22 protein-coding genes and 2 pseudogenes are annotated in these 25,387 nt (G+C 56.0%); 12 read left to right on the top strand and 12 right to left on the bottom strand.

Annotation, left to right across the window (positions count from 1 at the left end):
- The first annotated feature begins 46 nt into the window (after positions 1–46).
- Positions 47–439 (top strand): hypothetical protein, encoded by a 393-nt coding sequence (locus ACQY4M_RS06930; protein ID WP_428542472.1) that lies wholly within the window; start codon positions 47–49, stop codon positions 437–439.
- Positions 440–470: 31 nt separating this feature from the next.
- On the opposite strand, the gene ACQY4M_RS06925 is transcribed toward ACQY4M_RS06930, so the two are convergent.
- From ACQY4M_RS06925 to ACQY4M_RS06910, 4 genes and pseudogenes are all read right to left on the bottom strand, one after another.
- Positions 471–1,781: a Na/Pi cotransporter family protein gene (locus ACQY4M_RS06925; protein ID WP_428542469.1), complete on the bottom strand. Its 1,311-nt coding sequence runs from the start codon at positions 1,779–1,781 to the stop codon at positions 471–473.
- 13 nt (positions 1,782–1,794) lie between these two features.
- A pseudogene (locus tag ACQY4M_RS06920) lies at positions 1,795–2,073 on the bottom strand (IS1595 family transposase); the annotation flags it as partial.
- Between the two features lie 92 nt (positions 2,074–2,165).
- Positions 2,166–2,300 carry a hypothetical protein gene (locus ACQY4M_RS06915; protein WP_428542466.1) on the bottom strand — a complete coding sequence of 45 codons (135 nt, stop codon included), beginning with the start codon at positions 2,298–2,300 and terminating at the stop codon, positions 2,166–2,168.
- Between the two features lie 65 nt (positions 2,301–2,365).
- Positions 2,366–3,409 carry an IS5 family transposase gene (locus ACQY4M_RS06910; protein WP_428539227.1) on the bottom strand — a complete coding sequence of 348 codons (1,044 nt, stop codon included), beginning with the start codon at positions 3,407–3,409 and terminating at the stop codon, positions 2,366–2,368.
- Positions 3,410–3,803: 394 nt separating this feature from the next.
- Here ACQY4M_RS06910 and ACQY4M_RS06905 point away from each other — a divergent pair, with 394 nt between their 5' ends.
- A complete protein-coding gene (locus ACQY4M_RS06905) occupies positions 3,804–4,247 on the top strand; it encodes a class I SAM-dependent methyltransferase (RefSeq protein ID WP_428542463.1) in 444 nt (147 codons plus the stop codon).
- Here ACQY4M_RS06905 and ppsA read toward each other — a convergent pair.
- A complete protein-coding gene (gene ppsA / locus ACQY4M_RS06900; RefSeq protein ID WP_428542460.1) occupies positions 4,208–6,586 on the bottom strand; it encodes a phosphoenolpyruvate synthase in 2,379 nt (792 codons plus the stop codon). The two genes, ACQY4M_RS06905 and ppsA, sit on opposite strands and share 40 nt — an antisense overlap.
- 300 nt (positions 6,587–6,886) lie before the next feature.
- On the opposite strand from ppsA, the gene ACQY4M_RS06895 reads away from it, so the two are divergent.
- The 8 genes and pseudogenes from ACQY4M_RS06895 (at position 6,887) to ACQY4M_RS06860 (ending at position 15,321) form a co-directional block, all read left to right on the top strand.
- Positions 6,887–7,918, top strand: a complete 1,032-nt coding sequence (locus tag ACQY4M_RS06895) for a LacI family DNA-binding transcriptional regulator (RefSeq protein WP_428542457.1) — start codon at positions 6,887–6,889, stop codon at positions 7,916–7,918.
- A 175-nt stretch (positions 7,919–8,093) separates the two neighbouring features.
- Positions 8,094–9,419, top strand: coding sequence for an ABC transporter substrate-binding protein (locus tag ACQY4M_RS06890; protein WP_428542454.1), 1,326 nt, complete (start codon positions 8,094–8,096; stop codon positions 9,417–9,419).
- A 108-nt stretch (positions 9,420–9,527) separates the two neighbouring features.
- Complete coding sequence (locus ACQY4M_RS06885; protein ID WP_428542451.1) at positions 9,528–10,475, top strand: carbohydrate ABC transporter permease; 948 nt, start codon at positions 9,528–9,530, stop codon at positions 10,473–10,475.
- Positions 10,472–11,413, top strand: coding sequence for a carbohydrate ABC transporter permease (locus ACQY4M_RS06880; protein WP_428542448.1), 942 nt, complete (start codon positions 10,472–10,474; stop codon positions 11,411–11,413). The genes ACQY4M_RS06885 and ACQY4M_RS06880 overlap by 4 nt, the downstream gene beginning before the upstream one ends.
- Complete coding sequence (locus tag ACQY4M_RS06875; RefSeq protein ID WP_118942616.1) at positions 11,410–11,598, top strand: hypothetical protein; 189 nt, start codon at positions 11,410–11,412, stop codon at positions 11,596–11,598. Before ACQY4M_RS06880 ends, ACQY4M_RS06875 begins: the two co-directional genes overlap by 4 nt.
- A 3-nt stretch (positions 11,599–11,601) precedes the next feature.
- Entirely contained in the window at positions 11,602–12,699 is a 1,098-nt protein-coding gene (locus ACQY4M_RS06870) for an ABC transporter ATP-binding protein (protein WP_428542444.1), read from the top strand.
- On the top strand, positions 12,692–13,687 hold the full coding sequence (locus tag ACQY4M_RS06865; RefSeq protein ID WP_428542441.1) for an ABC transporter ATP-binding protein: 996 nt from the start codon (positions 12,692–12,694) through the stop codon (positions 13,685–13,687). Before ACQY4M_RS06870 ends, ACQY4M_RS06865 begins: the two co-directional genes overlap by 8 nt.
- An 11-nt stretch (positions 13,688–13,698) precedes the next feature.
- Positions 13,699–15,321: pseudogene (locus ACQY4M_RS06860) on the top strand (dihydroxyacetone kinase subunit DhaK).
- Between the two features lie 35 nt (positions 15,322–15,356).
- On the opposite strand, the gene ACQY4M_RS06855 reads toward ACQY4M_RS06860, so the two are convergent.
- From ACQY4M_RS06855 to istA, 6 genes are all read right to left on the bottom strand, one after another.
- Positions 15,357–18,311 carry an efflux RND transporter permease subunit gene (locus ACQY4M_RS06855; protein WP_428542438.1) on the bottom strand — a complete coding sequence of 985 codons (2,955 nt, stop codon included), beginning with the start codon at positions 18,309–18,311 and terminating at the stop codon, positions 15,357–15,359.
- Between the two features lie 37 nt (positions 18,312–18,348).
- Entirely contained in the window at positions 18,349–19,599 is a 1,251-nt protein-coding gene (locus ACQY4M_RS06850) for an IS256 family transposase (protein ID WP_428539230.1), read from the bottom strand.
- 71 nt (positions 19,600–19,670) lie between these two features.
- A complete protein-coding gene (locus ACQY4M_RS06845; RefSeq protein WP_428542435.1) occupies positions 19,671–20,384 on the bottom strand; it encodes a DUF4391 domain-containing protein in 714 nt (237 codons plus the stop codon).
- Positions 20,377–20,568, bottom strand: a complete 192-nt coding sequence (locus tag ACQY4M_RS06840) for a hypothetical protein (RefSeq protein WP_428542432.1) — start codon at positions 20,566–20,568, stop codon at positions 20,377–20,379. The genes ACQY4M_RS06845 and ACQY4M_RS06840 overlap by 8 nt, the downstream gene beginning before the upstream one ends.
- A 37-nt stretch (positions 20,569–20,605) precedes the next feature.
- A complete protein-coding gene (istB, locus tag ACQY4M_RS06835; RefSeq protein WP_428539322.1) occupies positions 20,606–21,337 on the bottom strand; it encodes an IS21-like element helper ATPase IstB in 732 nt (243 codons plus the stop codon).
- A complete protein-coding gene (istA, locus tag ACQY4M_RS06830) occupies positions 21,334–22,833 on the bottom strand; it encodes an IS21 family transposase (RefSeq protein WP_428539289.1) in 1,500 nt (499 codons plus the stop codon). Before istA ends, istB begins: the two co-directional genes overlap by 4 nt.
- A 373-nt stretch (positions 22,834–23,206) precedes the next feature.
- Here istA and ACQY4M_RS06825 point away from each other — a divergent pair.
- A protein-coding gene (locus ACQY4M_RS06825) for an IS3 family transposase (RefSeq protein ID WP_428539245.1) occupies positions 23,207–24,339 on the top strand; the annotation gives its coding sequence in 2 pieces (ribosomal slippage) (positions 23,207–23,459 and positions 23,459–24,339; 1,134 coding nt in all).
- A 199-nt stretch (positions 24,340–24,538) separates the two neighbouring features.
- Positions 24,539–24,847, top strand: a complete 309-nt coding sequence (locus ACQY4M_RS06820) for a hypothetical protein (RefSeq protein ID WP_428542429.1) — start codon at positions 24,539–24,541, stop codon at positions 24,845–24,847.
- 118 nt (positions 24,848–24,965) lie between these two features.
- Here ACQY4M_RS06820 and ACQY4M_RS06815 read toward each other — a convergent pair whose 3' ends face one another.
- The gene (locus tag ACQY4M_RS06815) at positions 24,966–25,241 is read right to left on the bottom strand and encodes a hypothetical protein (protein ID WP_428542426.1); all 276 of its coding nucleotides are present in this window, start codon (positions 25,239–25,241) and stop codon (positions 24,966–24,968) included.
- Between the last annotated feature and the right edge of the window lie 146 nt (positions 25,242–25,387).

Genomic DNA, 25,387 nt, shown 5'->3' with positions numbered 1-25,387 from the left:
AATATGTCTGCCTTTGTAGTTTGAATCAAGCAAAAAGGCACAAGATATGACTTACTTCAAGGCTCTCTGTTATTTCATCGGTGTGGTCCAGCTGGTGCTGGGCGCGCTTTACCTGTTTGCCCCGCAGTTCTTTGTTGCGTGGCAGGGGTTAAGCCAGATCGGTCAGGACATCAATTACCCACTGGCGATGCTGGCCGGGCGGTTTCTGGTTTATGGCGTCGGGATGTTCGTGATTGCCAGTGATCCGGTGCGCTACCGGATCTGGGCTGATGGAATGATTGCCATTCAGGTAATCGACCTTGCGGCGGGTCTGTTTTACACAGGTACGGGCGTTGTTTCACTTGAACAATCAGGGTTTCCCATGTTCAACGCAACGCTGTTTATCATCGGCCTAAGTCTGTTGCGACGTAATGTTTCGCATCCTGCAATAGCGGCTTGATATATCGATCGGGCAGGGAATCCTTGCCCGATCAGCCGTGTTCTTCGTTATTGTCGGCCAGTCGGCTGTGCAGCAATTCGCCAGTATCGCGCAGAATGGAATAGGCAACCATCGACACCGCCGTATTGATCTGTTTTAGCGCCCGCAGGGTTTCCTGATGGATGTTGCTGGTTTCGATACTTTCGGTGGTGCCTTTGCGCAGGCGTTCCAGGTGGCGGCGTTGTAATTCCTGTTCTACATCACGCACTGCTTCTTTTTCCTCGACCAATTGACGTGCGGCATCAACGCTGTTGGTCATCAGAACATTCAACGACAGTTGCACATTAGACAGCACCCGATCATGAAAATCGCACAATTCCTGCCACCCTTGGGGTGAAAATTTCAGCCCCTTGTCATGTACCTTATGCGCCATCCCCAGCAGGTTTTTCGAGATCACATCCCCCGCCGCTTCAAGGTTAATCGCAACCGAAGAAAGCTCCATACTGCGATGGGCAATTTTTTCCGGAATCTGTTTCTGGTGCAGCTTGGCCAGATACAGTTTTGTGTCAAAATACATCGCATTCACTTCGGATTCATTGTCGCGAATGGCCTTGGCCGTGGCTTCGTCCCATGTTTCATACAGGCCCAAAACAGGAGATAGCATAGCCTCGATCCGTTCGCCGATATGCAACACCTCGCGAGAGGCACCGATCAGGGCGCGATCGGGGTCATCAAGCGCGGTTTCATCCAGAGCGCTGATGCGATCGATTTTGACGGCATCAGCGGAAATCGGATCGGCCAGTATCCGGTCCAGAAAACGGGTGAGGGGGGTGATTAACGGCAATGACAGCAGCACCACAATCAGGTTGTAGGCCAGATGCAGGTTGATTGTCTGACGTTGGGCCGAACCGCCCAGAATATCCAGTGGGAATACAGAAAAATGCAGCATTAACAGGGCAATGATGGCGCCGCCACCACGCAGCAGCAAATTGCCGATCACGATAATCCGTGCATTGGCCGGTGCGCCAAGGGTCAGGGTGAAGGGGATGAAGGATCCGCCCAGATTGGCACCCAGCACCATCGCCATAGCAGCCGTGGCGGGCAATAGCCCCTGGGCAGCAAAGGTTACGAACATCAACACCGAGGCAACGCTGGAATGCATCGCCCAGGCCAGCAAAGCACCGACGATAAAGGCGGAAAACACATCTTTGGCCAGATAGCCTGCAAAAGGTGCAATCGCGGCACTGTCGCGGATCGGCTCGGTGGCCATGCGGATCATATCCAGCGACACCAGCACCAGCGCAAGCCCAATCAGGATACGGCCCGTCTGGCGGACCTTGGGCTGTTGTCCTTTCAGGAACATCGCGACACCGATCAACAGCAAAAGCGGGAATTTTACCTGCCGCACCACGCCCGCGTTTACCTTTGCGTTTGCCGCCAAAGTAGCTTTCGTCCACTTCTATTTCTCCGCCGAACATAGCTTGGCTTTCCGCCTCCAGCTCATAGGCGATTATCTCGCGCAGGCGTAGAAAATAAAACGCTGCGGTCTTGCGGTTTACACCACACAAACTGGCTGCTGTTCGTGCTGTCGATCCCGAAACAAAATGCTCCGTAAGACGGTCTTGCTTGTAGTGGCTCAGGCGACTCTTTCTCATGCTTCCCATCATAACCTCTTTTTAGGTTATCTGGGTCAGCCCCTTAATATAAATGTAAGCACTGCTGCCTCGTTCGCCTTGGATGGGTGCGCCTAACTAGGCAAAGGATGCCCTGTTTGCAAGCGTATTTGGTAGCATAGGGGGAACCTCTGTAAATTCCCGTTTTCGCCTTCTTCGCGGCGGGGTGGACGGTTTTTCGCCTGTCCCGCCTGATTGCTTCGGATCATAAACCCATTTTCACCGGTTTCAAGCCGGTTTTGGGTATTTCAGGCACACCTCACCCCATGAACCCTTATCCCGGCGCCGCCAGGCCGCATTCGAACTGGACGAAGCGCTTCATGTTGTAGACCAGGTTCATCATCCCGATGCGAAATCGCGCCCGCTTCAGGCCGATGGAGCGGATCAGCTTGCCGCCCATGGAGCGCTCCTGAAAAGCGAATACATGCTCGACCCGGACCCGCACTTTCGAGCGCCTCCGGTTGGCCTTTTGCTGGCGCTCGCCAAGCGGCTTGCCGCGCCTGCCCTTGTGATGGATATGGCTGTGAAGCCCCCGCTCTTCCAGCTCGCTTTCGATCTTTTGCGAGCGATAGGCGCTGTCGGCCCACAGGTCCGATGAGGTGTTGCTCGCATCAATCAGACCGGCAAGCGCCTGGCTGTCATGCACGGCGGCATCGGTGACATCATAAGCGCGGATGAATTTGTGCCGCCGGTCGACATTGATGTGGTTCTTGTAGCCGTAATAGCTCTTGCCGTGCTTCTTCGTCCAGCGCGCATCCACGTCCTTCTGGCGCTTCTTGTGGGGTTTTTCCTCCCACTCTTCAGGCGTTTCGCCCGCCTTGATTTTCTCGTTCTCGTCCCTTTTGTTGTGCTGGCGCGGCGCCGGAACGATGCTCGCATCAACAATCTGCCCGCCCATCGCCAGATAGCCCTTTTCGCGCAGAAAGGCATCGAACTTGTCAAACAGCTCCTTCATCTTCCCGGCCCCGGCCAGCCTTTCACGGTAGGCCCAGATGGTCTTGGCGTCAGGTACGCTGTCTTCAATGCCAAGGCCGAGAAACCGCATGAACGACAGGCGGTCGCGGATCTGATACTCGATCTGATCGTCAGAGAGGTTGTAGAGCTGCTGCAAAACCATCGTCTTGAATATCAGCACCTCATCCCAAGGCGGGCGGCCAGCGTTGGATTTGCGCTGTTCGGGCGGCGTGCGCCATATGGCCTTCAGCTCGTCCCGGTAATCCTCGAACGGCACCATGTCGTTGAGCAACACCAGCGGATCACCAGATTTGTCCAGTCCCGCGTATCGGCTGGAAAGATCAAAAAATCCCATCTGACCCATGACAAAACCCCGTCGGTCGAATCATTTTCATCCTGATGACGATTCTACCCCGTCAGGCCGGATTTTGGGGGATTTTTAGAGGTTCCCTAGGGTCCTTGTAAGGTTAAATAAACACGCGGTAAGTGACTGAAAAATGCAGAAAACCCACTATGTAACAGCCATGTAACAGTTATATGACAGCACCGCCGCAAGCCAAAAACACAACTTTTGCGAACCGCAGTTCAAGCCAGCTTTTGTTAGCTGATGGAAAGGCTGTTCGGCTTGGGAACCAATTCGCAGGGAATTCTTGAGCGGGACAATCTGCCCAATGGAAGAATCCTTGCTGCCATTATTTAGCTTGGTGACAGGACGAACCCAGCCCTCTTTATGCTGGGCAAGCAAGAAGGACGAGGCAATGGTAGCGTCACAAGAACGGGTCAAGGAACTGGACAGTCTGCGCGAAACTTTCGGCGCAGAGCGGGTCGCGCAGGACGAACGGCGCGGTGCTGTGCGGGCGTTGTTTGACCGGATCGCGCCGCGTTATGACCTGATGAACGATCTGATGAGCTTTGGTCTGCATCGCCTGTGGAAACGCGCCACGGTGCGGGTGGCGCTAAAGCGGCTTCAGGGGATGAATGGCCCGCTGATCGATTTGGCGGGGGGCACGGGCGACATTGCCTTTGGTGTGAAAGCGGCCGATCCGGCCCGCAAGGTGATTGTTGCGGATGCCAGCGCCGGTATGCTGGATGTGGCCCGCACACGCGGCGGCGGCAGCGTTGAATATCTGCATGCCGAGGCCGAGGATATGCCGCTGGAAGATTACTCGGCCTTGGCCACGTTCTGTTTCACCGCCAGATAGGCGTCCGGTGTGACCGAGATTGAATCAATACCGTATTCCACCAGTTTGCGGGCAAATTCGGGATTGTTGCTGGGCGCCTGACCACACAGCCCCACTTTGGACCCCGCTTTGTGCGCCTTTTCGATCACCGTTTTAATCATCCACAAAACCGCCGGATCGCTTTCCAGAAACAGGTCCGACAGATCCTCGGAATCGCGGTCAACGCCCAGTGTCAGCTGCGTTAGGTCGTTCGAGCCGATCGAGAAGCCGTCAAACCGTTTGGCAAATTCCTCGGCCAGGATCACATTTGACGGGATTTCGCACATGACATAAACCTGCAAGCCGTCCTTGCCCCGCTCCAGCCCGTTTTCGGCCATCACCGCCATCACGCGATCCGCCTCGTCCGGCGAGCGGCAGAAGGGGATCATCACGATCACATTGTCAAAGCCCATTTCCATACGCAGTTTTCTGATGGCCCGACATTCCAGCGCGAACCCGTCGCGGTAACAGTCCGAGTAGTACCGCGAGGCACCGCGAAATCCGATCATCGGGTTTTCTTCTTTGGGTTCAAACTGTTTGCCACCCAATAGATCGGCGTATTCATTGGTTTTGAAATCGCTCATCCGGATGATCACCGGCCTGGGATACATAACTGCTGCAATGCGCGATAAACCCATGGCCAGATGGTCAACGAAATAGTTACGCTTATCGGAGTAACCCTGTGTCAGTTCTGCGATTTCCTCGCATGCGGCTTCGTCCTTCAGGCTCTCGAAGTGAACCAGTGCCATCGGGTGAACCCGCACGGCATTGTTGATAACAAACTCCATCCGCGCCAGTCCGACACCGTCTGCGGGCAACCGCCACCAGCGAAACGCGGCGGAAGGGTTGGCAAGGTTCAGCATCACACGGGTTTTGGTCTCGGGCACATCACCGGTCTGGATTTCCTGCACCTCGATTTCGGCGTACCCTTCGTAAACAAAGCCCTCGTCGCCTTCGGCGCAGGACACGGTGATATCCTGTTCATCATGCAGGATATGCGTGGCCAGCGAGGTGCCGACAATCGCCGGAAGCCCCAGTTCACGACTGACAATCGCGGCATGCGAGGTGCGCCCGCCGTGATCCGTCACAATCGCTGCCGCGCGTTTCATGATGGGCACCCAATCGGGGTCGGTGGTCGAAGTGACAAGGATCGACCCATCGACAAAACGGTCAATGTCCTTGGCGTTTTCGATCAGGTAAACACGGCCGGAAATGGCGGCAGATCCGACGCTAAGACCGCTTAATAGTTTCTTGCCGGCATTGCGCACCCGATAGGTTTTCTGCACCCCTTGACCAATACGCGATTGCACGGTTTCAGGGCGGGCCTGAACGATGAACAATTCGCCCGTGATCCCGTCCTTGGCCCATTCCATATCCATTGGCTGGCCATAATGATCCTCGATCGCGCAGGCCAGTCGGGCAAGGTCAAGAATATCGTCGTCCGTCAGCACAAACGCCGCGCGCTCGGCCTTGGATGTGGGCACATTGCGGGTTTCGCCGCCGCTGCTGTCCGCATAGATCATTTTCTTTTCTTTGGCGCCCAGTTTCTTTTCAAGGATCGGGGTGAAATCGGGATTGGGCAACAAAGGCTTGTAAACCTCGTATTCATCGGGGTTCACCGCGCCCTGAACCACGTTTTCACCCAATCCCCAAGCGGCATTGATCAGGACAACCTTGTCAAAACCGGATTCCGTGTCGATAGAAAACATCACCCCTGATCCGCCAATATCCGAGCGCACCATCCGCTGCACACCGACCGACAATGCAATTTTCTGATGATCGAACCCCTTGATTTTGCGATACGAAATCGCCCGATCGGTAAACAGCGAGGCATAGCAGCGCCGACAGGTGTTCAGCAGCGCCTTTTCCCCGCGCACATTCAGAAAGGTTTCCTGCTGACCTGCGAAACTTGCGTCCGGCAGATCCTCGGCCGTGGCGCTGGAACGCACAGCGACGGGCAGTTCATCATTCCCGCTACGCTTGCCCAGTTCACGATAGCTTTCTATCAGGCTGTCGCGGATATCTTGTGGCCAATCCCCTTTGATGATGGCCGCGCGGATGGTTTCACCGGCTTCTTGCAATGAAATCTTGCCGTCGGCCTCTTGGCTCAGGGTCGTTGCGATCAGATCATCCAGATGATTGTAGGTCATATAGGCCCGATAGGCGTCGGCGGTGGTGGCAAAACCGGCGGGCACTTTGATCCCCGCCTGTGACAGGTTGCTGACCATTTCCCCAAGCGAGGAATTCTTGCCCCCGACCAGACCCACATCCGTGCGGGACAATTCTTCGAACCAGATGATGTTGCGATTATCAGTACTCATATCGGGCACCCCCTTATGGTAACGGATTAATATCGTCTTACCCTATAAATGGGTTGGGCTGGGGGGGCTGCGCAATGTTGTCGATCAAGAACCGTGAATATGTCACAGGTTGTTACCGTAAGTTCAAAGGTGTCTTTGACGGGTATTCAGTTTACTTGTTCTCAGGTCCAAATGCTTGCAATGCAGCACAAACAAGCTTGTTGGATTTTGCTTGCCGACGTTTACTTGAAGCTGCAGGGCATATATAAATGATTGACGTGCCTCATTGTGGCGCACCCTGATTGCCCAAGCGGAGACCCCATGGCAAGACCGACAACCAAAGACCTTGCAAAAGCCGCGGGCGTCAGTCTGGCAACCGTTGACCGGGTGTTGAACCGTCGTAGCGGGGTGCGTAAGGTGACGGTCGAACGTGTGACCCGCGCGATTGCCGATATCGGATTTGTGCGGGATATGTCAGCGGCCAATCTGGCGCGGGGCAAAGAATACCGGATGGTGTTTTTACTACCGGACCATGATGACGAATTCATTGATCTGATCCGCGATTCAATCAACGAGGCCAATCATGCGCTGCACAGCGAACGCACAAGTGCAACGGTTATCAGGGTGCCGGCCAATGATCCGCACCGTATTGCCGCCCGACTGGATGAACTGTCGGCGGATGGAGTGGATGGCGTCGCCATCATGGCCCCCGAAAGCCCGCAGGTGCGGGATGCCATTTCACGGCTGGACAGTCGGGGAATTGCGGTTGTCGCCTTTGTTTCCAACCAGCCAAACGCCGATAATGCCTTATTTGTCGGGGTAAACAACGAGGCCGCAGGGCGTACCGTGGGGCAGTTGATGGCGCGGTTTACCGCTGCGCAGACCGGTGTTGTGCTGGTTCTCACCGAAACCATCCAGTCGCGTGACAGTCAGGAACGACGTCTGGGATTTGATGCGATCATTGCGAAATACGCTGACCGCCTGACAGTGCGCCCGACAATGGAAACCTATGGCGATCCACAGCGCACAGCCCGGATTATCCACACGGCCCTACAGGGCGGGGAACCCGTTGTCGGCATCTATCTGATGCACCACGACATTGGCGAAACCATGCGGGCGATCGAAGCTGAAGGCGGGGCGGACGAGATGGTGATCATAGGTCACGAACTAACCCCCGATACACGCGCGCGGCTGATTGATGGCACGCTGGATGCGGTGATCACGCAGGATGTCGGCCATCTGGTGCGCAGCTCTATCCGGATTTTGCGGGCCAAGGCCGAGCAGGTGGGCACGATTGCTTCGCAGGAACGGATTCGGATCGAGATCACTTTGCGGGAAAATATGCCCGAATAGACCTGTTGCGATCCCTTGCAGAGCCATGAAAATATGCCAACCCATTGATTTGACGCGTAATGAGGCACGCACCTCAAAAATCAATTGACTTGAGGTGCGCACATCACCTACGCTTTGGCAATAAAGTGGCGCAAAGGGGGGCTGCTGGCCCGCTTTTATTTCTAGGGAGAATATAATGAAAACATCCAATCTAATGATGGCAACCGCTATGGCGACAATCTCGGCTTTTGCCGCGACGGGCGCTTCGGCTGAATCCATGACACTGTGCTGGGCCGCGTGGGATCCGGCAAACGCATTGGTCGAACTGTCCAAGGATTACGAGAGCAAAACCGGCGTGAACATGGAATTCGAATTTGTTCCGTGGCCCAATTTTGCCGACCGTATGCTGAACGAGCTGAACTCGGGTGGCAAACTGTGTGACCTGATGATCGGCGACAGCCAGTGGATCGGTGGCGCGGCTGAAAATGGCCAGTACCTGAAGCTGAACGAATTCTTTGATGCCAACGGCATTTCGATGGACGATTTCCTGCCCGCAACCGTGACCGGTTACGCCGAATGGCCCAAGGGCACGCCGAATTACTGGGCGCTGCCGGCCTATGCCGATGTGGTGGGCTGGACCTATCGCAAGGACTGGTTTTCGCGGCCGGAACTGCAAGAGGAATTCAAAGGCAAGTATGGCTATGATCTGGGCGTTCCTGCCGATCTGTCACAGCTAAAAGATATCGCTGAATTCTTTCAGGGGCGCGATATTGACGGAAAAACCGTTTACGGTGCCGCGATCTATACCGAGCGTGGCTCGGAAGGGATCACGATGGGTGTGACCAACGCGCTGTATAACTACGGCTTTGAATATGGCAATCCGGAAAACCCCTATGCAGAACTGGATGGCTATGTGAATTCCGAAGGCGCAATTGCCGGTCTGGAATATTACAAATCACTGTATGATTGCTGCACCCCTCCGGGATCGTCGGACTGGTATATGTCCGAAGACATCGACGCCTATAAATCGGGTCAGGTCGCGCTGCAGATGAACTTTGCCTTTATCTGGCCTGGCGTAAATGCCGACCCGAACGTTGGTGGGGACCGCACCGGTTACTTTGCCAACCCGCCGGGTCCGGCTGGGCATTATGCACAGTTGGGCGGGCAGGGGATTTCGGTTGTTGCCAACACCGAGCACAAGGACGCAGCCCTTGAGTATATCAAATGGTTCGCACAGCCTGAAATTCAGGCCCGCTGGACCGAAATGGGTGGTGCATCGGCGATGCGTGCGGTGGTCGAGGATCCGGCATTTCCGGATGCCCAGCCCTATAACAAGGCGTTCCTTGAATCGATGGCCATTGTTAAGGATTTCTGGGCCGAGCCATCCTATGCGTCTTTGCTTCTGGCGATGCAGGACCGCGTTCACAAATATGTGGTCGCCGGTCAGGGCACAGCCAAAGAGGCGCTGGACGGCTTGGTCAAGGACTGGACCGAAGTGTTCGAGGACGAAGGCAAGATTTAATCCTGCCAAACTGCCCCGCCCGACAAACGGGCGGGGCCATGACACATCGGCAGAGCAAGCATCATGCCTGCTCTGCCAGAATAACCACCTGAAATCCAAGGAATTCCCATGGCCGACAAAGCGATGGACCGTATTGCCAAGGCGACCCCGCCAGGCATAGCCAAACGTGTCAGAGGCCTGTCCGACAGGACAATTGCGTGGATATTCGTCGCCCCGTCGATATTCCTGCTGCTGGCGGTCAATATTTTCCCGCTGATCTGGACGATCCGGTTAAGTTTTACCAATTTCCGCGTCAACCGTATGAATGCCGATGTAAAATGGGTGGGGCTGCGCAATTATGAACGCATCCTGAGCGATCCTGACATCTGGCAAACCATGCAGGCCACAGCGCATTTCCTGATCTGGACGATCTTTTTCCAGGTGCTGATCGGCTTTACGCTCGCCTATCTGATCAACAAGAAATTTCGCGGCAACGATATGTGGACCACCATTATCGTATTGCCGATGATGCTGTCCCCTGCGGTGGTCGGCAACTTCTGGACCTTCCTGTACCAGCCGCAAATCGGGCTGTTCAACTATGTGGTCAGCTTCTTTTCCGGCGTTGATCCGGCGTCGTTTTCGATGATCGGTTCGGTCAGTCTGGCGCCTTGGGCGATTGTGATCGTGGATACATGGATGTGGACACCCTTTGTGATGTTGATCTGCCTTGCCGGGTTGCGATCCATTCCCGGATCCATCTACGAGGCCGCCGAATGTGACCGCGCCAGCAAATGGCGCCAGTTCTGGACCATCACCATCCCGATGGTGCTGCCGTTCCTGATGATGGCGGTGCTGTTTCGCGGCATTGAAAACTTCAAGATGTTCGATCTGGTGGTGCAACTGACCGGCGGCGGGCCGGGGTCGGCCACCGAGGTCACCTCGATCAATCTGAAACGCGAGGCGTTCGAGAAGTGGCGCACCGGATATGCTTCGGCCTATGCGGTGATCCTGTTCGTTACGATCTTCGGACTGGCTTCGATTTACGTCAAAGCCCTGAACAAGGTAAAAGAAAGATGAGCGGGTTTTCCATCACCGAACCGTCAAACCGGATGAAATGGATCGCCGGCATACTGGTCGTCGCCTATGCGCTGATCACCATCATGCCGCTGCTGTGGATCATCGCCACCGGCTTTAAATCCCCATCGGATTCAATTGCTTACCCGCCAAAGGTGGTGTTCCAACCCACACTTGAGGGCTATGTGAACCTGTTCACCACGCAAACCCGGATCACGCCGGATATGCAGGACAAATTGCAGCCGCCAACCACCTGGTACGAGGAAATCGTGCGCGACAAGGGCATGGTGATCGCAGGGCCGTCACGTTTTGGCCAGCGGTTCCTGAATTCGGTGATCATCGGCTTTGGCTCGACTTTCTTTTCGGTGTTTCTGGGCACGTTAGCAGCTTACGCCTTTTCCCGCTTCAAGGTGCCGATCAAGGATGATCTGCTGTTTTTCATCCTGTCCACACGGATGATGCCGCCCATCGCGGTAGCGATCCCGATCTTTCTGATGTTTCGCCAGTTGGGCCTGTCGGACACGCATCTGGGCATGATCCTGCTCTATACCGCCGTGAACCTGTCGCTGTCGGTCTGGCTGTTGAAAGGGTTTATCGACGAAATCCCGCTGGAATACGAGGAAGCGGCGCTGATCGATGGCTACACCCGTTTTCAGGCCTTCTATAAGGTTGTGCTGCCACAGGCGGCGACGGGCATTGCCTCGACCGCGATCTTCTGCCTGATTTTTGCCTGGAACGAATATGCCTTTGCGGTGTTGCTGACCTCGGGCACGGCGCAAACCGCGCCGCCGTTCATTCCCACCATCATCGGGGTCGGCGGGCAGGACTGGCCGGCGGTGGCGGCTGGCGCCACGATCTTCCTGATGCCGGTTATGATTTTTACCATCCTGCTGCGCAAACATCTGCTGCGCGGGATCACATTCGGGGCGGTGCGCAAATGAGCGGGTTTTTCAAAGGGTTACTGAGATTCCGTCGCGGCGCATGGGAAATGCTGGCCTCGGTTCTGATTGCTTTGGGGGTGTTTATGATGATGCAATCCTTCTGGATGGTTGCATTCACCTATTCATTCCTTGTCACATTGGTCGGCACGGTGATGTTCATCATCGTCAGCCATTTTCCGGAATAGATCATGGCGCAGATAATTATCAAAAACCTTCGTAAGGATTTCGGCGATTTCACCGCCGTACAGGACTCCAGTTTCACCATCGAGGATGGCGAATTCTTTATGCTGCTTGGCCCGTCCGGTTGCGGTAAAACCACCACTTTGCGCATGATCGCAGGGCTGGAATTGCCCACCTCGGGCGAGGTGTTCATTGACGGTAAAGAGGTCAGCCAGAAACCGGCGCGCGAACGCGATATTGCCTTTGTTTTTCAAATGTTCGCGCTCTATCCTCATATGAATGTGCGCAACAATATCAGCTACCCGTTGAAAAGTCAGGGCATGCCCCGGGCGCAGATCAAACAGAAGGTGGCCGAAGTTGCACGTATTCTGGGGATCGAGGATATTTTGAACAAACCGGTCGGTGGCCTGTCCGGTGGTGACCGTCAGCGTGTGGCACTGGGACGGGCGATTGTGCGTGACCCCAAGGCGTTCCTGATGGATGAACCACTGGGCGCGCTGGACGCCGAATTCCGAGAGCATATGGCCGAGGAGTTGCGCGCCCTGCACGACCGCATGGGGGCCACCACGGTTTACGTTACCCACGATCAATTGGAAGCAATGCAGATGGGCGACAAGATCGTGGTGATGAACCACGGTGTTGTGGAACAATTCGGTGTGCCGCAGGAAATATACGACTGGCCTGCAACCATGTTTGTAGCTGATTTTATTGGCTCCCCCAGCATGAATTTCCTGCATTTTCAGGGGGACGTTGAAAAAGGCGATAGCACGGTTCATCTGGACGGCCACAGTTTTTATGTGCCGGAACAATTGCAAGGCGCCTCCGGTGATCTGGTGTTCGGCATTCGGCCCGAAAACGTAAGTTTCAGCGACAGCGCGCCCTATCGGGGGCAGGTGGTGGCAAGCGAATATCTGGGCACAACCCAGATTGTCACACTCGATACCCCGAACGGCACCATAAAGGCGCGGATTCCTTCAGACAGGCCCGTCAAGGCGGGGGATGCGGTGGGATTAAACTTTAACCCGCGCAATGTGACGCTGTTTGACAAGGGCACAGGCAAGGCGCTGCTGTCCCAAGGCAACAAAGGAGTGCTGGATCATGGCTGAAGTCAGCTTGAAAAACATATCCAAATCCTTTGGCAAACAGGTGGCATTGGACAATGTGACAATGACGGTGCCTGACGGATCGTTCGTCGTGCTATTGGGGCCGACAGGTGCCGGTAAAACCACCACGTTGCGGCTAATTTCGGGGCTGGACTGGCCCGACAGCGGGCAGATTTTGATCGACGGCGTAGATGTGGCCAACCTGTCGCCCGCGCAACGCGATGTGGCGATGGTGTTCCAGCAATATTCGCTCTATCCGCATCTTTCGGTACGCGATAATTTGGCCTTTCCGTTGAAATCCCCCGTGTTGCGCACGCCTCCGGATGAAATCATTCGTAAGGTGGACGAGGTGGCCGCCGTTTTACAAATCACCCACAAACTGGACAACAAGGCGACGGAATTATCCGGCGGCGAGATGCAGCGGGTGTCGATAGGCCGCGCCTTGGTGCGCGACCCGCAGATTTACCTGATGGACGAACCGCTTAGTTCGCTGGATGCCAAGCTGCGTTCGGATTTGCGGATCGAACTGAAACGTATTCAGGCCAGTCTGGGCGCGACCCTGCTCTATGTCACCCATGACCAGATCGAGGCGATGACCATGGCCACCCATGTCGGCGTGCTGGATCAGGGAAGGCTGGTTCAATTCGGCACCCCGCGTCAGGTTTACGAGGATCCGGTCAGCATCTATGTCGCCAGCCGGCTTGGCTCGCCGAAAATCAACATTCTGCCCGCTGACCTGTTCCCCGATGCCCCTGCGGGGGCTGTGAACATCGGCTTGCGGCCGGAACACATCCATATCGGGGCAGGGGTAAAGGCCACGGTGGTTCGGGTGGAGCATCTGGGCGATCAGACCCGCCTGCATCTGGATATTGCCGGCACCCCCCTGATCACCCTGACCGAGGCCCACACCACATTTAACAAAGGCGACAGCATCGCCATCACCCCCGAAAACCCCCTGTATTTTAACGCCAGCGGCGACCGCTTGAAGTAAGGAGAATTCTTATGGCCCAGTTTATCAACAGCAAAGAAACCCTTGTAACCGAGGCCATCGACGGCGTGTTGCGCACCGCCAAGGGGCGGCTGTCACGGCTGGACGGCTACCCGCATATAAAGGTCGTGGTGCGCAATGACATCGACAAAACCAAGGTGGCACTGGTATCGGGCGGTGGCTCGGGCCATGAACCGACGCATGTGGGGTTTGTCGGGGCAGGGATGCTGACGGCGGCGGTCTGTGGCGATGTGTTCGCCTCGCCCTCTGTCGATGCGGTGTTGGCGGGTATTCTTGCTGTATCTGGTCCGGCGGGATGTTTGCTGATTGTGAAAAACTATACCGGTGATCGGCTGAATTTCGGGCTGGCGGCGGAACGGGCGCGGGCCTATGGCATCAAGGTGTCGATGGTGATCGTGGACGATGATATTGCACTGCCCGATCTGCCACAGGCGCGCGGTGTGGCAGGTACCTTGTTCGTACATAAAATCGCCGGTGCACTGGCCGAAGCGGGGGCGGATCTGGACACGGTTACCGCCGCTGCCAAACGGGTGATCGGCAATGTGGCCAGCCTTGGTATGTCGCTGGATACCTGCACCGTTCCGGGGTCGCCCAAATAAGCACGTATTGCCGAGGGCAAGGCCGAGTTGGGTCTTGGCATCCATGGCGAATCCGGTGTCGAACTGGTTGATTTCAGCACAGCCGCCAATGCGATTGCCATTGTGCTGGAACGTCTGAAACCCTTTGCCGGTGATGGCCCCAAAGTGGCGATGCTGAACAATCTGGGCGGGGCAACCCCGCTGGAAATGGCTGTGCTGGCCGAGGAAATGGCCAAATCCGATACTATCGACGATATTCGCTATCTGGTTGGACCGGCGGCGATGATGACCTCTCTGGATATGCGCGGGTTTTCGGTGTCGGTGCTGCCGGTGAATGATCAGGAACTGGCGCTGTTGCAGGAGCCGGTCGACATGCGCGACTGGCCCTGTTGCTGCGCGCTGAACGCACCGGAGGTGCTGCCCATTCCCGATGGCCTGACACCGATCAAACCGATCCCGTCTGCAGATGCGCAAATGGGGGCCTTTATCACCCGTTGTTGTGATGTGTTTCTAGAGGCCGAGGACGATCTGAACGCGCTGGACGCGCAATCGGGCGATGGCGATACCGGCTCGACCCTTGCAGGCGCGGCACGGGCGCTAAAAGGCGTGCTGGACCAACTGCCGCTGGCGGATTCCACCCAGTTGTATCGCGCTATTGCGCTGGAGCTAAGCCAGACGATGGGCGGGTCATCCGGCGTGCTGCTGGCGATCTTCTTCTCGGCGGCCGGCGATGCCGCGTCCAGCGGCAAGAACCACGTCGAGGCGCTGGAAGCAGGCCTTGAACGGGTTCAGGAAGTGGGCGGGGCCCATCTGGGGGATCGCACCATGATCGATGCCCTTGCCCCCGCGCTGGACGCGCTGCCAAAAGGCTTTGCCGCTGCCGCCACTGCTGCCCGCAAAGGGGCTGATCACACCGCGCAGATCGTCAAGGCCAAGGCAGGCCGCGCCAGTTATATTTCCGAAGACCGGCTAAGCGGCCATAATGACCCGGGCGCCGAAGCGGTGGCGCGGCTGTTTGAAAAGCTAAGTCAGGCATAACGTGGAATAGGCCATCCCGATAACGGGATGGCCTTTTATTTTGTGCCCCGTTTGATACGGAACACGATCAGATATTGCGCCGGCACAAAGATCAGGGTGATCACCGTGCCAACGATAATCCCGCCCATCAGCGCATAGGCCATCGGACCCCAGAACACCTGCCGTGAAATCGGGATCAGGGCCAGACTGGCCGCTGCCGCTGTCAACACAATGGGGCGTGCGCGGGTGACTGTGGCCTCGAACACCGCATCCCATGCTGCCATGCCCTGTTTGCGCAGCGCTTCGATCCGGTCCACCAGAATGATCGAGTTCCGGATCAGGATACCGCTAAGGGCCAGAATGCCCAGAATGGCGACAAAGCCCATCGGAGCCTTTTCTGTGATCAGGGCAATTACAACACCGATCAGGCCCAGCGGAGCCACCGAAAGCACGATGAATGCCAGCCGGAAGCTCTGCATCTGCACCATCACCAGCGTGATGATGATCAGGATCATCACCGGCGCCACCGCCGCAATAGGCCCTTGCGATTCAGCGCTTTTCTCGACTGATCCACCAACCTCGACATGATATCCAGCGGGCAGGGCGCTGTCGAATTCCTCGATCTGCTGTTTCAGGGCTTTGACGATGGTTGCGGGTTGATCCTTGGTGGCCAATGCCGCCTCGACCGTCACTGTGGGCATCCGGTTGCGCTGAATAACCACCGGCTGTTCGGTTTCAAACCTGAAATCGGCCACGCTGGACAGCGGTATGGTGCCGCCATCCGCTGTGCTGAGTTGCAGGTTGAACAGCGTGTCGATGGATTCAGATGTCGTCCTGTCCCCGCGGGCAATGATGTCGATCAGATAGGTCTGGTCGCGCAGGTTGGTCACGCCTTTGCCGTTGTAAATGGTATTTAGGGCAATGGATATATCACGGGCGGTCAGGTTCAACTGGCGCGCCTTGTCTTGCAGGATATCCACCTTGATCACGCGGGCCGGGGCGTTCCAGTCCATTGCGATGCTTTCCAGCCGATCATCACTGGCGACAATCGCGGTCAGTTCACGCCCCAGATCGCGAACCTTGGCGATGTCGGGGCCGGACAGGCGGTATTGCACGGGGCGACCCACCGGTGGGCCAATGGCCAGCAGTTTCACCAGAACATCGGTGCCGGGGAATTCTTCGGTTGCAACCTTGCGCAGCTCGTCACGCAGCTTATCGCGGGCCTCAAGTCCCGTTGTCTGGATCACGATCTGGCCAAAATTGGCCGAAGGCGTGGCCGGTTCGCTGGTCAGCAAAAACCGCAGAGCGGATCGGCCAACATAGCTGGACCAATAAGCCACCCCGTCATGATCTTGCAGGTGGGTTTCCATCTGTTTTATCTGGTTCGAGGTTTCCTCGATCGAGGCATTTTGTGGCAAGGTCATATTGACCAACAATTCGGTGCGGTCGGAATTGGGGAAGAATTGTTGTTCAACAAAACGCATACTGTAAATCGAGGCGGCAAAAGCCGCGACAATGACCAGTAGCACCAACCAGCGCGCGCGCATGGCACCCTTGAGGGTCGCCATGAACAGCCGCATGACCAGCCCGGGGCCTTTGTGTTTGTGAGCCAGGTTTTTGGGCAGGAATGTCACCCCCAGTAACGGGCTGAACAATACGGCTACAATCCAGCTGACCAAAAGTGAAACAGCAATTACTACAAACAATGAAAATGTGAATTCACCCGCGTTTGAACTGTTCAACCCGATGGGAATGAAGCCCGCTACAGTGATCAGCGTGCCCGAAAGCATAGGAAAAGCAATGGTGCGCCAGGCATAGGATGCCGAATCGTGGCGGCTATCGCCTTTTTCCAGCCTGTAAATCATGGATTCCACAGCAATCATCGCATCATCAACCAGAAGACCAAGGGCGATAATCAACGCTCCCAGTGAAATCCGTTGCAGGGTAAAGCCGGTGTAGTCCAGTACAACAAAAGTAATACCCAGCGTCAAAGGCACAGCCAGTGCCACCACCATACCCGCCCGAAGGCCGACGGCCAGCACACTAACGGCCATCACAATTATGACGGCTTCGGTCAAGGCACGGGTGAAATGTCCCACAGCTTCGTCCACAATTTTTGGCTGGTCAGATACCTTGTGGATTTCCACCCCGATTGGCAGATCTGCCTTTGCCCGTTCGATAACCGCATCCAGTTTTTCACCGAACTCAAGAATATTGGCCCCTTTGCGCATCCCGACGCCAAGGCCAATCGCCTCTTCTCCGTTGAAACGGAAAAATTCTGATGCGGGATCTTTATAGCCTCGCCGCACCGTAGCCACATCGGTCAGCCGGAAAAACCGGTCCCCGACACGCAGGTTCACATCCTCAAGACTTTGGGCATTCAGGAATTTACCACTGACCCGGACCAAGACCCGCTCGGGTCCGGCCTCGATCACGCCGGATGGCACAATCGCATTTTGTGCGGCCAGCGTGGCCTGCACCTGTTCCTGATTAACACCCAGCGCCGCCATTTTCTCGGGCGAGAAATCGAGGTAAATCGCTTCTTCGCGGTCGCCAAAGATCACCACATCGCCTGCATCATCCAGTTGCTGCACCTCGCGGCGGATGTCCTCGATCATGTCGCGCACTTCGCGCGGGGTGAAACCATCCGAAGTAAAGGCATAGATATTGCCGTATACATCGCCAAAGCGGTCGTTGAACTTGAAACCGGCGAATTCGTGCGGGAATTCACCGCGAATATCACCCATCATATTGCGGATTTCCTGCCAGATCGGCGGGATTTTCGGGCCACGGGTGGTGGGCAGCAGGTTTACATAAACGATCGACACACCGGGCCATGTGACGGATTTGGTGAAGTCCAGCTCGTCCACTTCCAGCAGTTTCTTTTCGATCCGGTCGGTGACCTGATCAAGCGTTTCCTGCACCGTTGCCCCGGGCAATGCGGCGGTGATCACCATGGTTTTGATGGTGAAATCCGGGTCTTCCTGGCGACCGATAGTGACATAGGCCATCAGACCGAGCTATGCCCAAAAGTTGGTGACGCAGTAATCAGGCGGCATGTTTTTCCTGCTTGATCCCGTCCTTAAATTCAACCCCTTCGATGATTTCCGGCAATCGGAATGCGCCGTCGAGTTTACGCCATTTCTTCTTTGCCGACATCATCAGGCGGAAGGTCATTGCCAAGGCGGTCTTGCGCCCGAGGCAGCCTTTGGTCTTCTTCGTTCGGTGCCGCACGGTGGCAAATATGCTTTCGATGGGGTTGGATGTGCGGATGTGTTTCCAGTGCTCGGCAGGGAAGTCGTAGAAGGTCAGCAGCACGTCCCGGTCCTTGGTCAGCTTCCCCACGGCACGCTCGTATTTCACGCCATAGGCTTCGATGAAGAAATTGAACGCGGCCTCGGCGTCCCGTTTGTTCTCGGCCATCCAGATGTCCTGTAGATGGCCCTTGGCTTTGGCTTGCAGCGACTTCGGCATGGCATTCAGGACGTTGCCGGTTTTATGCACCCAGCAGCGCTGCTCCCGGGTCTCACCGAACACCTCCCGCAAGGCGTTCCAGAAGCCGAGCGCGCCATCACCAACGGCCAGATCAGGGGCTTTTCTGAGGCCACGACGTTGCAAGTCCAGCAGCAGTTCACGCCAGCTCTGGCTGCTTTCTCGATACCCGTCCACGAGGCCCAGAACATCCTTGTTACCCCACTCGTCCGCGCCGATGATCACCAGCATGCATTGCTTGTCAGCATCCGTGCGCGGCTTGAAATAAACCCCGTCGGCCCAGAAATACACATAGCGTTTGGCCGACAGGTCACGCCGGTTCCAACGCTCGTATTCTGCCCACCACTCCGCCTTCAGGCGCGAAATCGTGCTCGATGTCAAACCACCCGCATCAGGCCCCAGAAGGGCCGCCAGTGCTTCGCCGAAATCACCCGTGGAAATACCTTTGAGATAGAGCCAGGGCAACAACTCCTCGACCGACTTTGCCCGGCGCAGATACGGCGGCAGAAGCGTCGAGGTGAACCTGATCTTCTCCGCCCCCGTGCCACGATCACGCACCCGAGGCACATTCACCGGGACAGGGCCGATCCCCGTCATCACCTCGCGCTCCGGCAGGTATCCGTGGCGAACAAGGCGCTGGCGACCGGCCGAATCCCTCAAATGCGCGTGTTGCGCCATCAGATCACAAACCTCGGCCTCGACCGCCTGTGCCAACAGATCTCGCGCGCCTTTGCGCAAGATATCCGTCAGCGGATCAGGTGAAATTCCGGCTGGATCGGTAAACTCCAAAATAGTATCGTCTTCCATGTGGCATATCCTTTTCTCTCTGAGAATCGCGGCGCGTCAACACCGCCATGATATGCCACCCAATCACCCCATCACCAACTTTCGGGCATTACTCCCACCTGCCGGTTAAAAGCCGCTTTCTTCAGCTGCCCGCGCAGCTCCGATATTCTTGATTCAATTTCCCGGCACCTTGTTAACCCTTCCAGCCGGTCAACCGCTTTGCCGATCGTAAAGGTCCCGGACAACACCGAACATTCGTATCCCGTGAAGCGATCCGTCCAGGCATTGTATAAAGTACCGTAGGTCTGAAGCGGCATACTGCCCCATGCCAGTGATGCGACAAAGGCAGATTCTTGATCGTTCAATGTCTCACTGTTTATCCAGCCGGTGGTATAGAAACGCTCGGCAACAAAAGCTCCATGTTCTGCCTGACTAAACCGCTTGGGAGCGATGCTCAGGGCTATATCTCCGCTTTCGGTATAGAAGCCCAGCATCAATGGATACGGGATGACCCAGTGGATAATTTCTGCGATTCGTTTGTGGCCTTTCTGAGAATTCATTTCGACCTGCAAAACCGCCACCTCAAGGTATTCCCGCTCATTGTCCCTGTAGGGAAGAACCGGGCAGGTTGAGGGCTTCAGGGTGTATTCCCAATACACGTTCTTTACGTTTTCCCGAAACAGCTTTTTATCGCTGGCGACAAGTTCACCACTTTCAAGAAACTGCTTTTTAGGAACCCGTTTGCCCAGTAGAGCCGCCTCCGGAAAGGAGATGGCATTCCAGATATTTTCAATGGCCTTATTCATCGTCCGCCTCCTCACCCAAAAGGATCAGGTAGCTGACCACTTCAAAGTCATCCATGCCTTTAAAGCTGTTTTTATTGATGACGGTGCCGCCGGGTGTCAATGAGCATTTAAAACTGACCCGGTTTCGGCATTTAAATTTGCCCCCCCCTTTGTGGCGCAAAGCCCCCAGTCGGGCCGCCTTCATGTAGCGAGTCCGTCTGGGGGCTTTGCTTGCGGAACGGCTAGTTTTTTCTACGGCGTTTACTCTGGGCGAACCGGTATGAGGTATTGCCGGTTTCGATGATGTTGCAGTGATGAGTGACGCGATCCAGAAGGGCGGTTGTCATCTTGGCATCCCCGAAGACCGAGACCCATTCACCGAACTCAAGGTTGGTTGTGATGATGATGCTGGTCTTCTCGTAGAGCTTGCTGATCAGATGGAAGAGCAACGCGCCACCGGATTTGGGAAACGGGATGTAGCCCAGCTCGTCGATGATGACGCAGTCCAAAGCCGAGAGCTGCCGGATGATCTTCCCTGCATTGCCGTCGGCCTGTTCCTTGATCAGGGCGTTGATCAGATCGACGGCGTTGAAGAAGCGCGCCTTCTTGCCGTTGTTGATCAGCGTCGTTCCCAGCGCGATGGCGATGTGGGTTTTGCCCGTGCCGGTTCCGCCCACCAGGATGAGGTTATGGGCCTCCTCTGTGAACTGGCCGGTGCAGAATGGTTCGATCTGGGCCTGGGTGAGGGCGGCGGCGCTGTAATCGAAGGTGGCGAAGTCCTTGTGATGGGGGAACTTCGCAACCCTCATTTGATACTGGATGGAGCGCACCCGGCGCTCTACAGTCTCGGCGTCGATCAGTTGCCTTATCGCTGTGGTCAGACTTGGCGGCTTGCGCGCGGACAGCAGATCATGGGCGCAAGCTGCCATTCCATGCAACCTGAGGGCTGTCAGTTGGTCGATCAAGGCATTCATACGGCAACCTCCTCAGCCGAGCACAGGGTCTCATAGCGTTTGCAATCGGCTTCGGGCCGCAAGGTCAGCTGCGGATAAGCGCAGGCATCGCTGAGCGGTGTGATGACCGGTTCCACCAACTGGTTGATCAGATTGATGATGGCGGGCAGCCGCAGGGTGTTTTGTGCCACCGCCAGATTGCAGGCCGTCTCGACCACCTCGATCCCGTGATCCTGTGCCAGCAGGAGCAGGTCGACGAACTCCCGATCCCCGCCTTTACCAGCCATGTAATGTTCCCTGATCCGATGCATGGCCTCGGGCAGTTCCCAGCCCACAAAGGGGGCGCCATTGCGCAGGGCACCAGGCTTGCGGTCCAGCAGGGGAACGTAATGCCAGGGCTCGAAATAGCTGATATTGCGGGTAAAATGACGCCTGTGCTCGGCAATCACATCCTGACCGGAGACCACCACGATCCGGCCGGCATAGGCGCGTAGCGACACATGATGCCCGGCAAAGCGGGAGGGCACGCTGTAGCGATTGCTGGCATATTGAACCAGGCAGGTGGAGCGGACACGGACGGTCTTTTCCACGTAGCCGTCGAAGGCCCGACCCAGGGGGCGCAGTTCGGCGCGCTCGTCTTCGAACACTTCGGTAATCGTGCGATCCTGCTGCTCGGGATGGGGACGCTCTGCCAGATCTTCGCAACGCAGACGCAGCCACGCGTTCAGCGCCTCGAGATCATCAAAGGCCGGTTCGGGAACGAACAACCGGCCCCGCAAGAACTGGACCTGGTTCTCGACCTGTCCCTTCTCCCAGCCCGCAGCGGGCGTGCAGGCCACCGGCTCCATCACATAGTGGTTCATCAAGGCCAGGAACCGGGGATGGAATATCCGCTCCTTCGAGCGCGAAACGTAGGTCACCATGGTCTTGGGGTTGTCGATGATCACCCTGCGCGGAACGCCTCCGTAAAAGGACAGCGCCTGCACGAAAGCATCCAGCACCATCTCCTGGGCTTCACCGGGATAGGCAATCACGAAAGGCTTGCGGCTGTGACACAGGCGGAAATGAGCGACCTTCACCTTCTGCTCGACACCACCCAGTACGACCCGTTCTTCGCTCCAGTCAAATTGCAGCGCGTCACCCGCCGCAAAATGCAGCGGGATAAACGCATCTCCCGAACAGGCCCCGGCGCGCTTCAACTCACGAACAAAACGCTGAACCGGCGAATAGGACCCGGTATAGCCCTCTGCCACAAGCTGCTCGTATAGCTTCTGGGCCGTCCGCCGCTCCCGGCGTGGTCGCCTCGAGTCCTGATCAAACAGTTCCTGCAGCCGAAGATCAAACCCATTGCACAGTTTGTGCCGAACTGGCGGCGCATGGCGCTGGTAGCTCGGCGGATTCTCGTCCTTCAAATACTTCTTGATCGTGTTCCGCGACAGTCCCGTCGCCCGCGCCACAGACCGGATGCTGCGCCCTTCAACCAGCACCCAGCGCCGGATCTTCGATACGCTTTCCATCAATATCACCTGCTCTTTCCTCCGCACAATTTTGCGCGGATGTTAACGAAACAGGTGGGTCAATTTTACTCGCTCATAACCCACCCAAGTGGGTCAGTTTTGCACGCCGATTCACAGCGACCGATACCGCGTTGAAGATGCGGCCACGATCGATTCCAGCCGGAGCCCACCAGACGTAAGTCTTCTGGTCGCTTCGGGCACAGCACCCGGCTACAGCGCTACAGGGAGGGATATATTTCTTGCGGGCGGTGATGGGATCGCTGATCTCAAGCCACGGATAATAGAGAGCCGCGTATGATGAATTGAAAGAGGTGGTCGCGGAAATTCGGACCAGTTGTTAAGGTGGATCGACTTATGAGAAAGACGATTCAAAATGACGAAACGAAAGAACCATTCTCCCGAATTCAAAGCCCGCGTTGCGCTTGAAGCAATCCGCGAGGAAATGACGATGGCGGAGCTGTCGAAGAAGTATGGTGTGCATCCAACCCAGATTGGCACATGGAAACGAGCAGCGATTGAAAACATGGCCACGGCATTTTCCAGACGGGGCCGTGATCCTGATCGGGTTGATGAAGCCCAGATTGAGAAGCTGCACTCCAAGATTGGTCAGCTGGTCGTGGAACGGGATTTTTTAGCCAACGCCTCGCAACAGTTGCTCGGGAAGCGAGGCAAAAAATGGTGAGCCGTGAGCATGATCTGAGTGTGCGACGACAATGCGGGCTACTTTCTCTGGCGCGCTCGAACCTGTATTACCAGCCAAAAGGCGAAAGTGCTGAAAATTTGCGGTTCATGACAATAATCGACAAGCAATTCTTGCAGACGCCGTGGTATGGATCACGGCAAATGGCCCGGCACATGCAGCGCCAAGGTTACAAGTGTGGTCGCCACAGGGTCCGCCGTTTGATGCGGCTGATGCGGTTGGTTCCGATCTACCAGACGCCCAACACGAGCAAGAAACATCCGCAGCATAAGATCTACCCGTATCTGCTGCGAGACCTGACGATTGATCGTCCAAACCATGTGTGGTGCGTAGATATCACCTACATTCCGATGCAGCGCGGGTTCCTCTATTTGGTCGCGATCATGGACTGGCACAGCCGCAAGGTTTTGAGCTGGAGATTGTCAAACAGCATGGAGGCAGATTTTTGCGTTGAAGCCCTGAAAGAGGCTATGGCCAAATACGGCAAGCCCGATATCATGAACAGCGACCAGGGCAGCCAGTTCACCGGGTTTGAATGGACGCAGGCGCTGAAAGAAGCCGACGTGAAAATCTCGATGGATGGCAAAGGTCGCTGGGTCGATAACCGGATGATCGAGCGGCTTTGGCGATCCTTGAAATACGAATGCATTTACCTCAACGCATTTGAAACGGGTTCGCAGACCCGCGCCGGGATCGGGAAATGGTTGGCTTACTACAACACCGAGCGCCCGCATTCCACCCACGGAATATTGACCCCGGATGAAGCCTATGACAGAAAAACAAAACCAATGAGTTTGGCAGCCTAAATGAAACCCTGATCCATCTTAAACTGGCTGCTGACTGGTCAAAAAAGTGGGACCACCTCTTTTTCACGGCAGCGGTCTTCTGTGCGGCGGCCTCACTCACTTTTTCAAGAAGAGCGGAGGCCCATTCGGCCGGTGAAGTCTGCGAACCTTTCGGCTCTTCACCCTCGCGGGCAATCTTGGTAGTCTTGAGATCCTTCATATGACAGCGGATCATCCGGTCGAGACTCTCGGCGGCCTGTGTGTTTCCTTCAACCTGAGCCCGGACCAGCTTCACCGAGTAGATGCCCACCAGCTCGACCTGCAGGAAGTCGCTGGATTTGTTGAACTGAAAATCCTCGTGCAGCTTTTCAATGATGCTGTCGAACATGACCTTTTCTTCCGGAGTCAGACAGCGGTCAGCAAAGATGCCATGCTTGAGGGTTTGAAGGTTGCCCTGCATGACTTCCACCTTGTTTTTCATGGCCTCGGAGTGTTCGGCTTTACCCTCATTCCGATGCCATCGGTCTAAGCTGCTTTTGTCTGTTTTAGATATCGCCAAGGTTTATCTCCGGTTCTTCATTTTCGTTTTGCTAAGTCGGGGTTCGGGGCGGAAGGCGGATTTAGCCCGTTTTCCCGCACCTCAAGCCTTACATACCGGAAGGGTCCTCAACCTGTCGGGCATCGGTTTCTTTTCTGTGGTCCGCGAGGATCTGATTGACCCGGCGACGTGTGATACCGGCGAGGCTGGCGATTTCATCGGTTTCGATTCCCTGACTTTTCAGGGCGATAACCAGCTGTCTGCGTTCCTTGTAAAAACTGCCCGGCGCTGGAATCCAAAGAATGCCAGAATGATACTTCTGTACCTCCTTGAGCAGCTCTCTCGGGAGGATGTGTTCGGCATTGGCGTATTTCTTAATGCTCATGGTTACTCTCCACTTTCTTCAACCACGGCTGCGGAACATCCGGGTTGTGAAACCTGAGCGTGCTGGGACGCGGTGTATCCGGGCTGTGGATGATTTCGATATATCTTTCCGTCACGGCACCGATCTTTCGGTCACCGCCGACAAAG

It is taken from the genome of Profundibacter sp. (genome assembly GCF_965277155.1).
GTDB lineage: Bacteria > Pseudomonadota > Alphaproteobacteria > Rhodobacterales > Rhodobacteraceae > Profundibacter.
Note: the sequence above shows the minus strand (reverse complement) of the source record. Positions and strands in the feature narration are given on the sequence as shown.

What these genes read in the sequence shown, in the direction of transcription:
- ACQY4M_RS06905 (WP_428542463.1), top strand. Translation starts at nt 3,804, where the DNA reads ATGGTAGCGTCACAAGAACGGGTCAAGGAACTGGACAGTCTGCGCGAA.
- ACQY4M_RS06865 (WP_428542441.1), top strand. Translation starts at nt 12,692, where the DNA reads ATGGCTGAAGTCAGCTTGAAAAACATATCCAAATCCTTTGGCAAACAG.
- ACQY4M_RS06930 (WP_428542472.1), top strand. Translation starts at nt 47, where the DNA reads ATGACTTACTTCAAGGCTCTCTGTTATTTCATCGGTGTGGTCCAGCTG.
- ACQY4M_RS06890 (WP_428542454.1), top strand. Translation starts at nt 8,094, where the DNA reads ATGAAAACATCCAATCTAATGATGGCAACCGCTATGGCGACAATCTCG.
- ACQY4M_RS06915 (WP_428542466.1), bottom strand. Translation starts at nt 2,300, where the DNA reads ATGATCCGAAGCAATCAGGCGGGACAGGCGAAAAACCGTCCACCCCGC.
- ACQY4M_RS06895 (WP_428542457.1), top strand. Translation starts at nt 6,887, where the DNA reads ATGGCAAGACCGACAACCAAAGACCTTGCAAAAGCCGCGGGCGTCAGT.
- ACQY4M_RS06910 (WP_428539227.1), bottom strand. Translation starts at nt 3,409, where the DNA reads ATGGGTCAGATGGGATTTTTTGATCTTTCCAGCCGATACGCGGGACTG.
- ACQY4M_RS06880 (WP_428542448.1), top strand. Translation starts at nt 10,472, where the DNA reads ATGAGCGGGTTTTCCATCACCGAACCGTCAAACCGGATGAAATGGATC.
- ACQY4M_RS06855 (WP_428542438.1), bottom strand. Translation starts at nt 18,311, where the DNA reads ATGGCCTATGTCACTATCGGTCGCCAGGAAGACCCGGATTTCACCATC.
- istB (WP_428539322.1), bottom strand. Translation starts at nt 21,337, where the DNA reads ATGAATGCCTTGATCGACCAACTGACAGCCCTCAGGTTGCATGGAATG.
- ACQY4M_RS06870 (WP_428542444.1), top strand. Translation starts at nt 11,602, where the DNA reads ATGGCGCAGATAATTATCAAAAACCTTCGTAAGGATTTCGGCGATTTC.
- ACQY4M_RS06815 (WP_428542426.1), bottom strand. Translation starts at nt 25,241, where the DNA reads ATGAGCATTAAGAAATACGCCAATGCCGAACACATCCTCCCGAGAGAG.
- ACQY4M_RS06850 (WP_428539230.1), bottom strand. Translation starts at nt 19,599, where the DNA reads ATGGAAGACGATACTATTTTGGAGTTTACCGATCCAGCCGGAATTTCA.
- ppsA (WP_428542460.1), bottom strand. Translation starts at nt 6,586, where the DNA reads ATGAGTACTGATAATCGCAACATCATCTGGTTCGAAGAATTGTCCCGC.
- ACQY4M_RS06840 (WP_428542432.1), bottom strand. Translation starts at nt 20,568, where the DNA reads ATGAAGGCGGCCCGACTGGGGGCTTTGCGCCACAAAGGGGGGGGCAAA.
- ACQY4M_RS06845 (WP_428542435.1), bottom strand. Translation starts at nt 20,384, where the DNA reads ATGAATAAGGCCATTGAAAATATCTGGAATGCCATCTCCTTTCCGGAG.
- istA (WP_428539289.1), bottom strand. Translation starts at nt 22,833, where the DNA reads ATGGAAAGCGTATCGAAGATCCGGCGCTGGGTGCTGGTTGAAGGGCGC.
- ACQY4M_RS06885 (WP_428542451.1), top strand. Translation starts at nt 9,528, where the DNA reads ATGGCCGACAAAGCGATGGACCGTATTGCCAAGGCGACCCCGCCAGGC.
- ACQY4M_RS06820 (WP_428542429.1), top strand. Translation starts at nt 24,539, where the DNA reads ATGACAGCGGATCATCCGGTCGAGACTCTCGGCGGCCTGTGTGTTTCC.
- ACQY4M_RS06925 (WP_428542469.1), bottom strand. Translation starts at nt 1,781, where the DNA reads ATGTTCCTGAAAGGACAACAGCCCAAGGTCCGCCAGACGGGCCGTATC.
- ACQY4M_RS06875 (WP_118942616.1), top strand. Translation starts at nt 11,410, where the DNA reads ATGAGCGGGTTTTTCAAAGGGTTACTGAGATTCCGTCGCGGCGCATGG.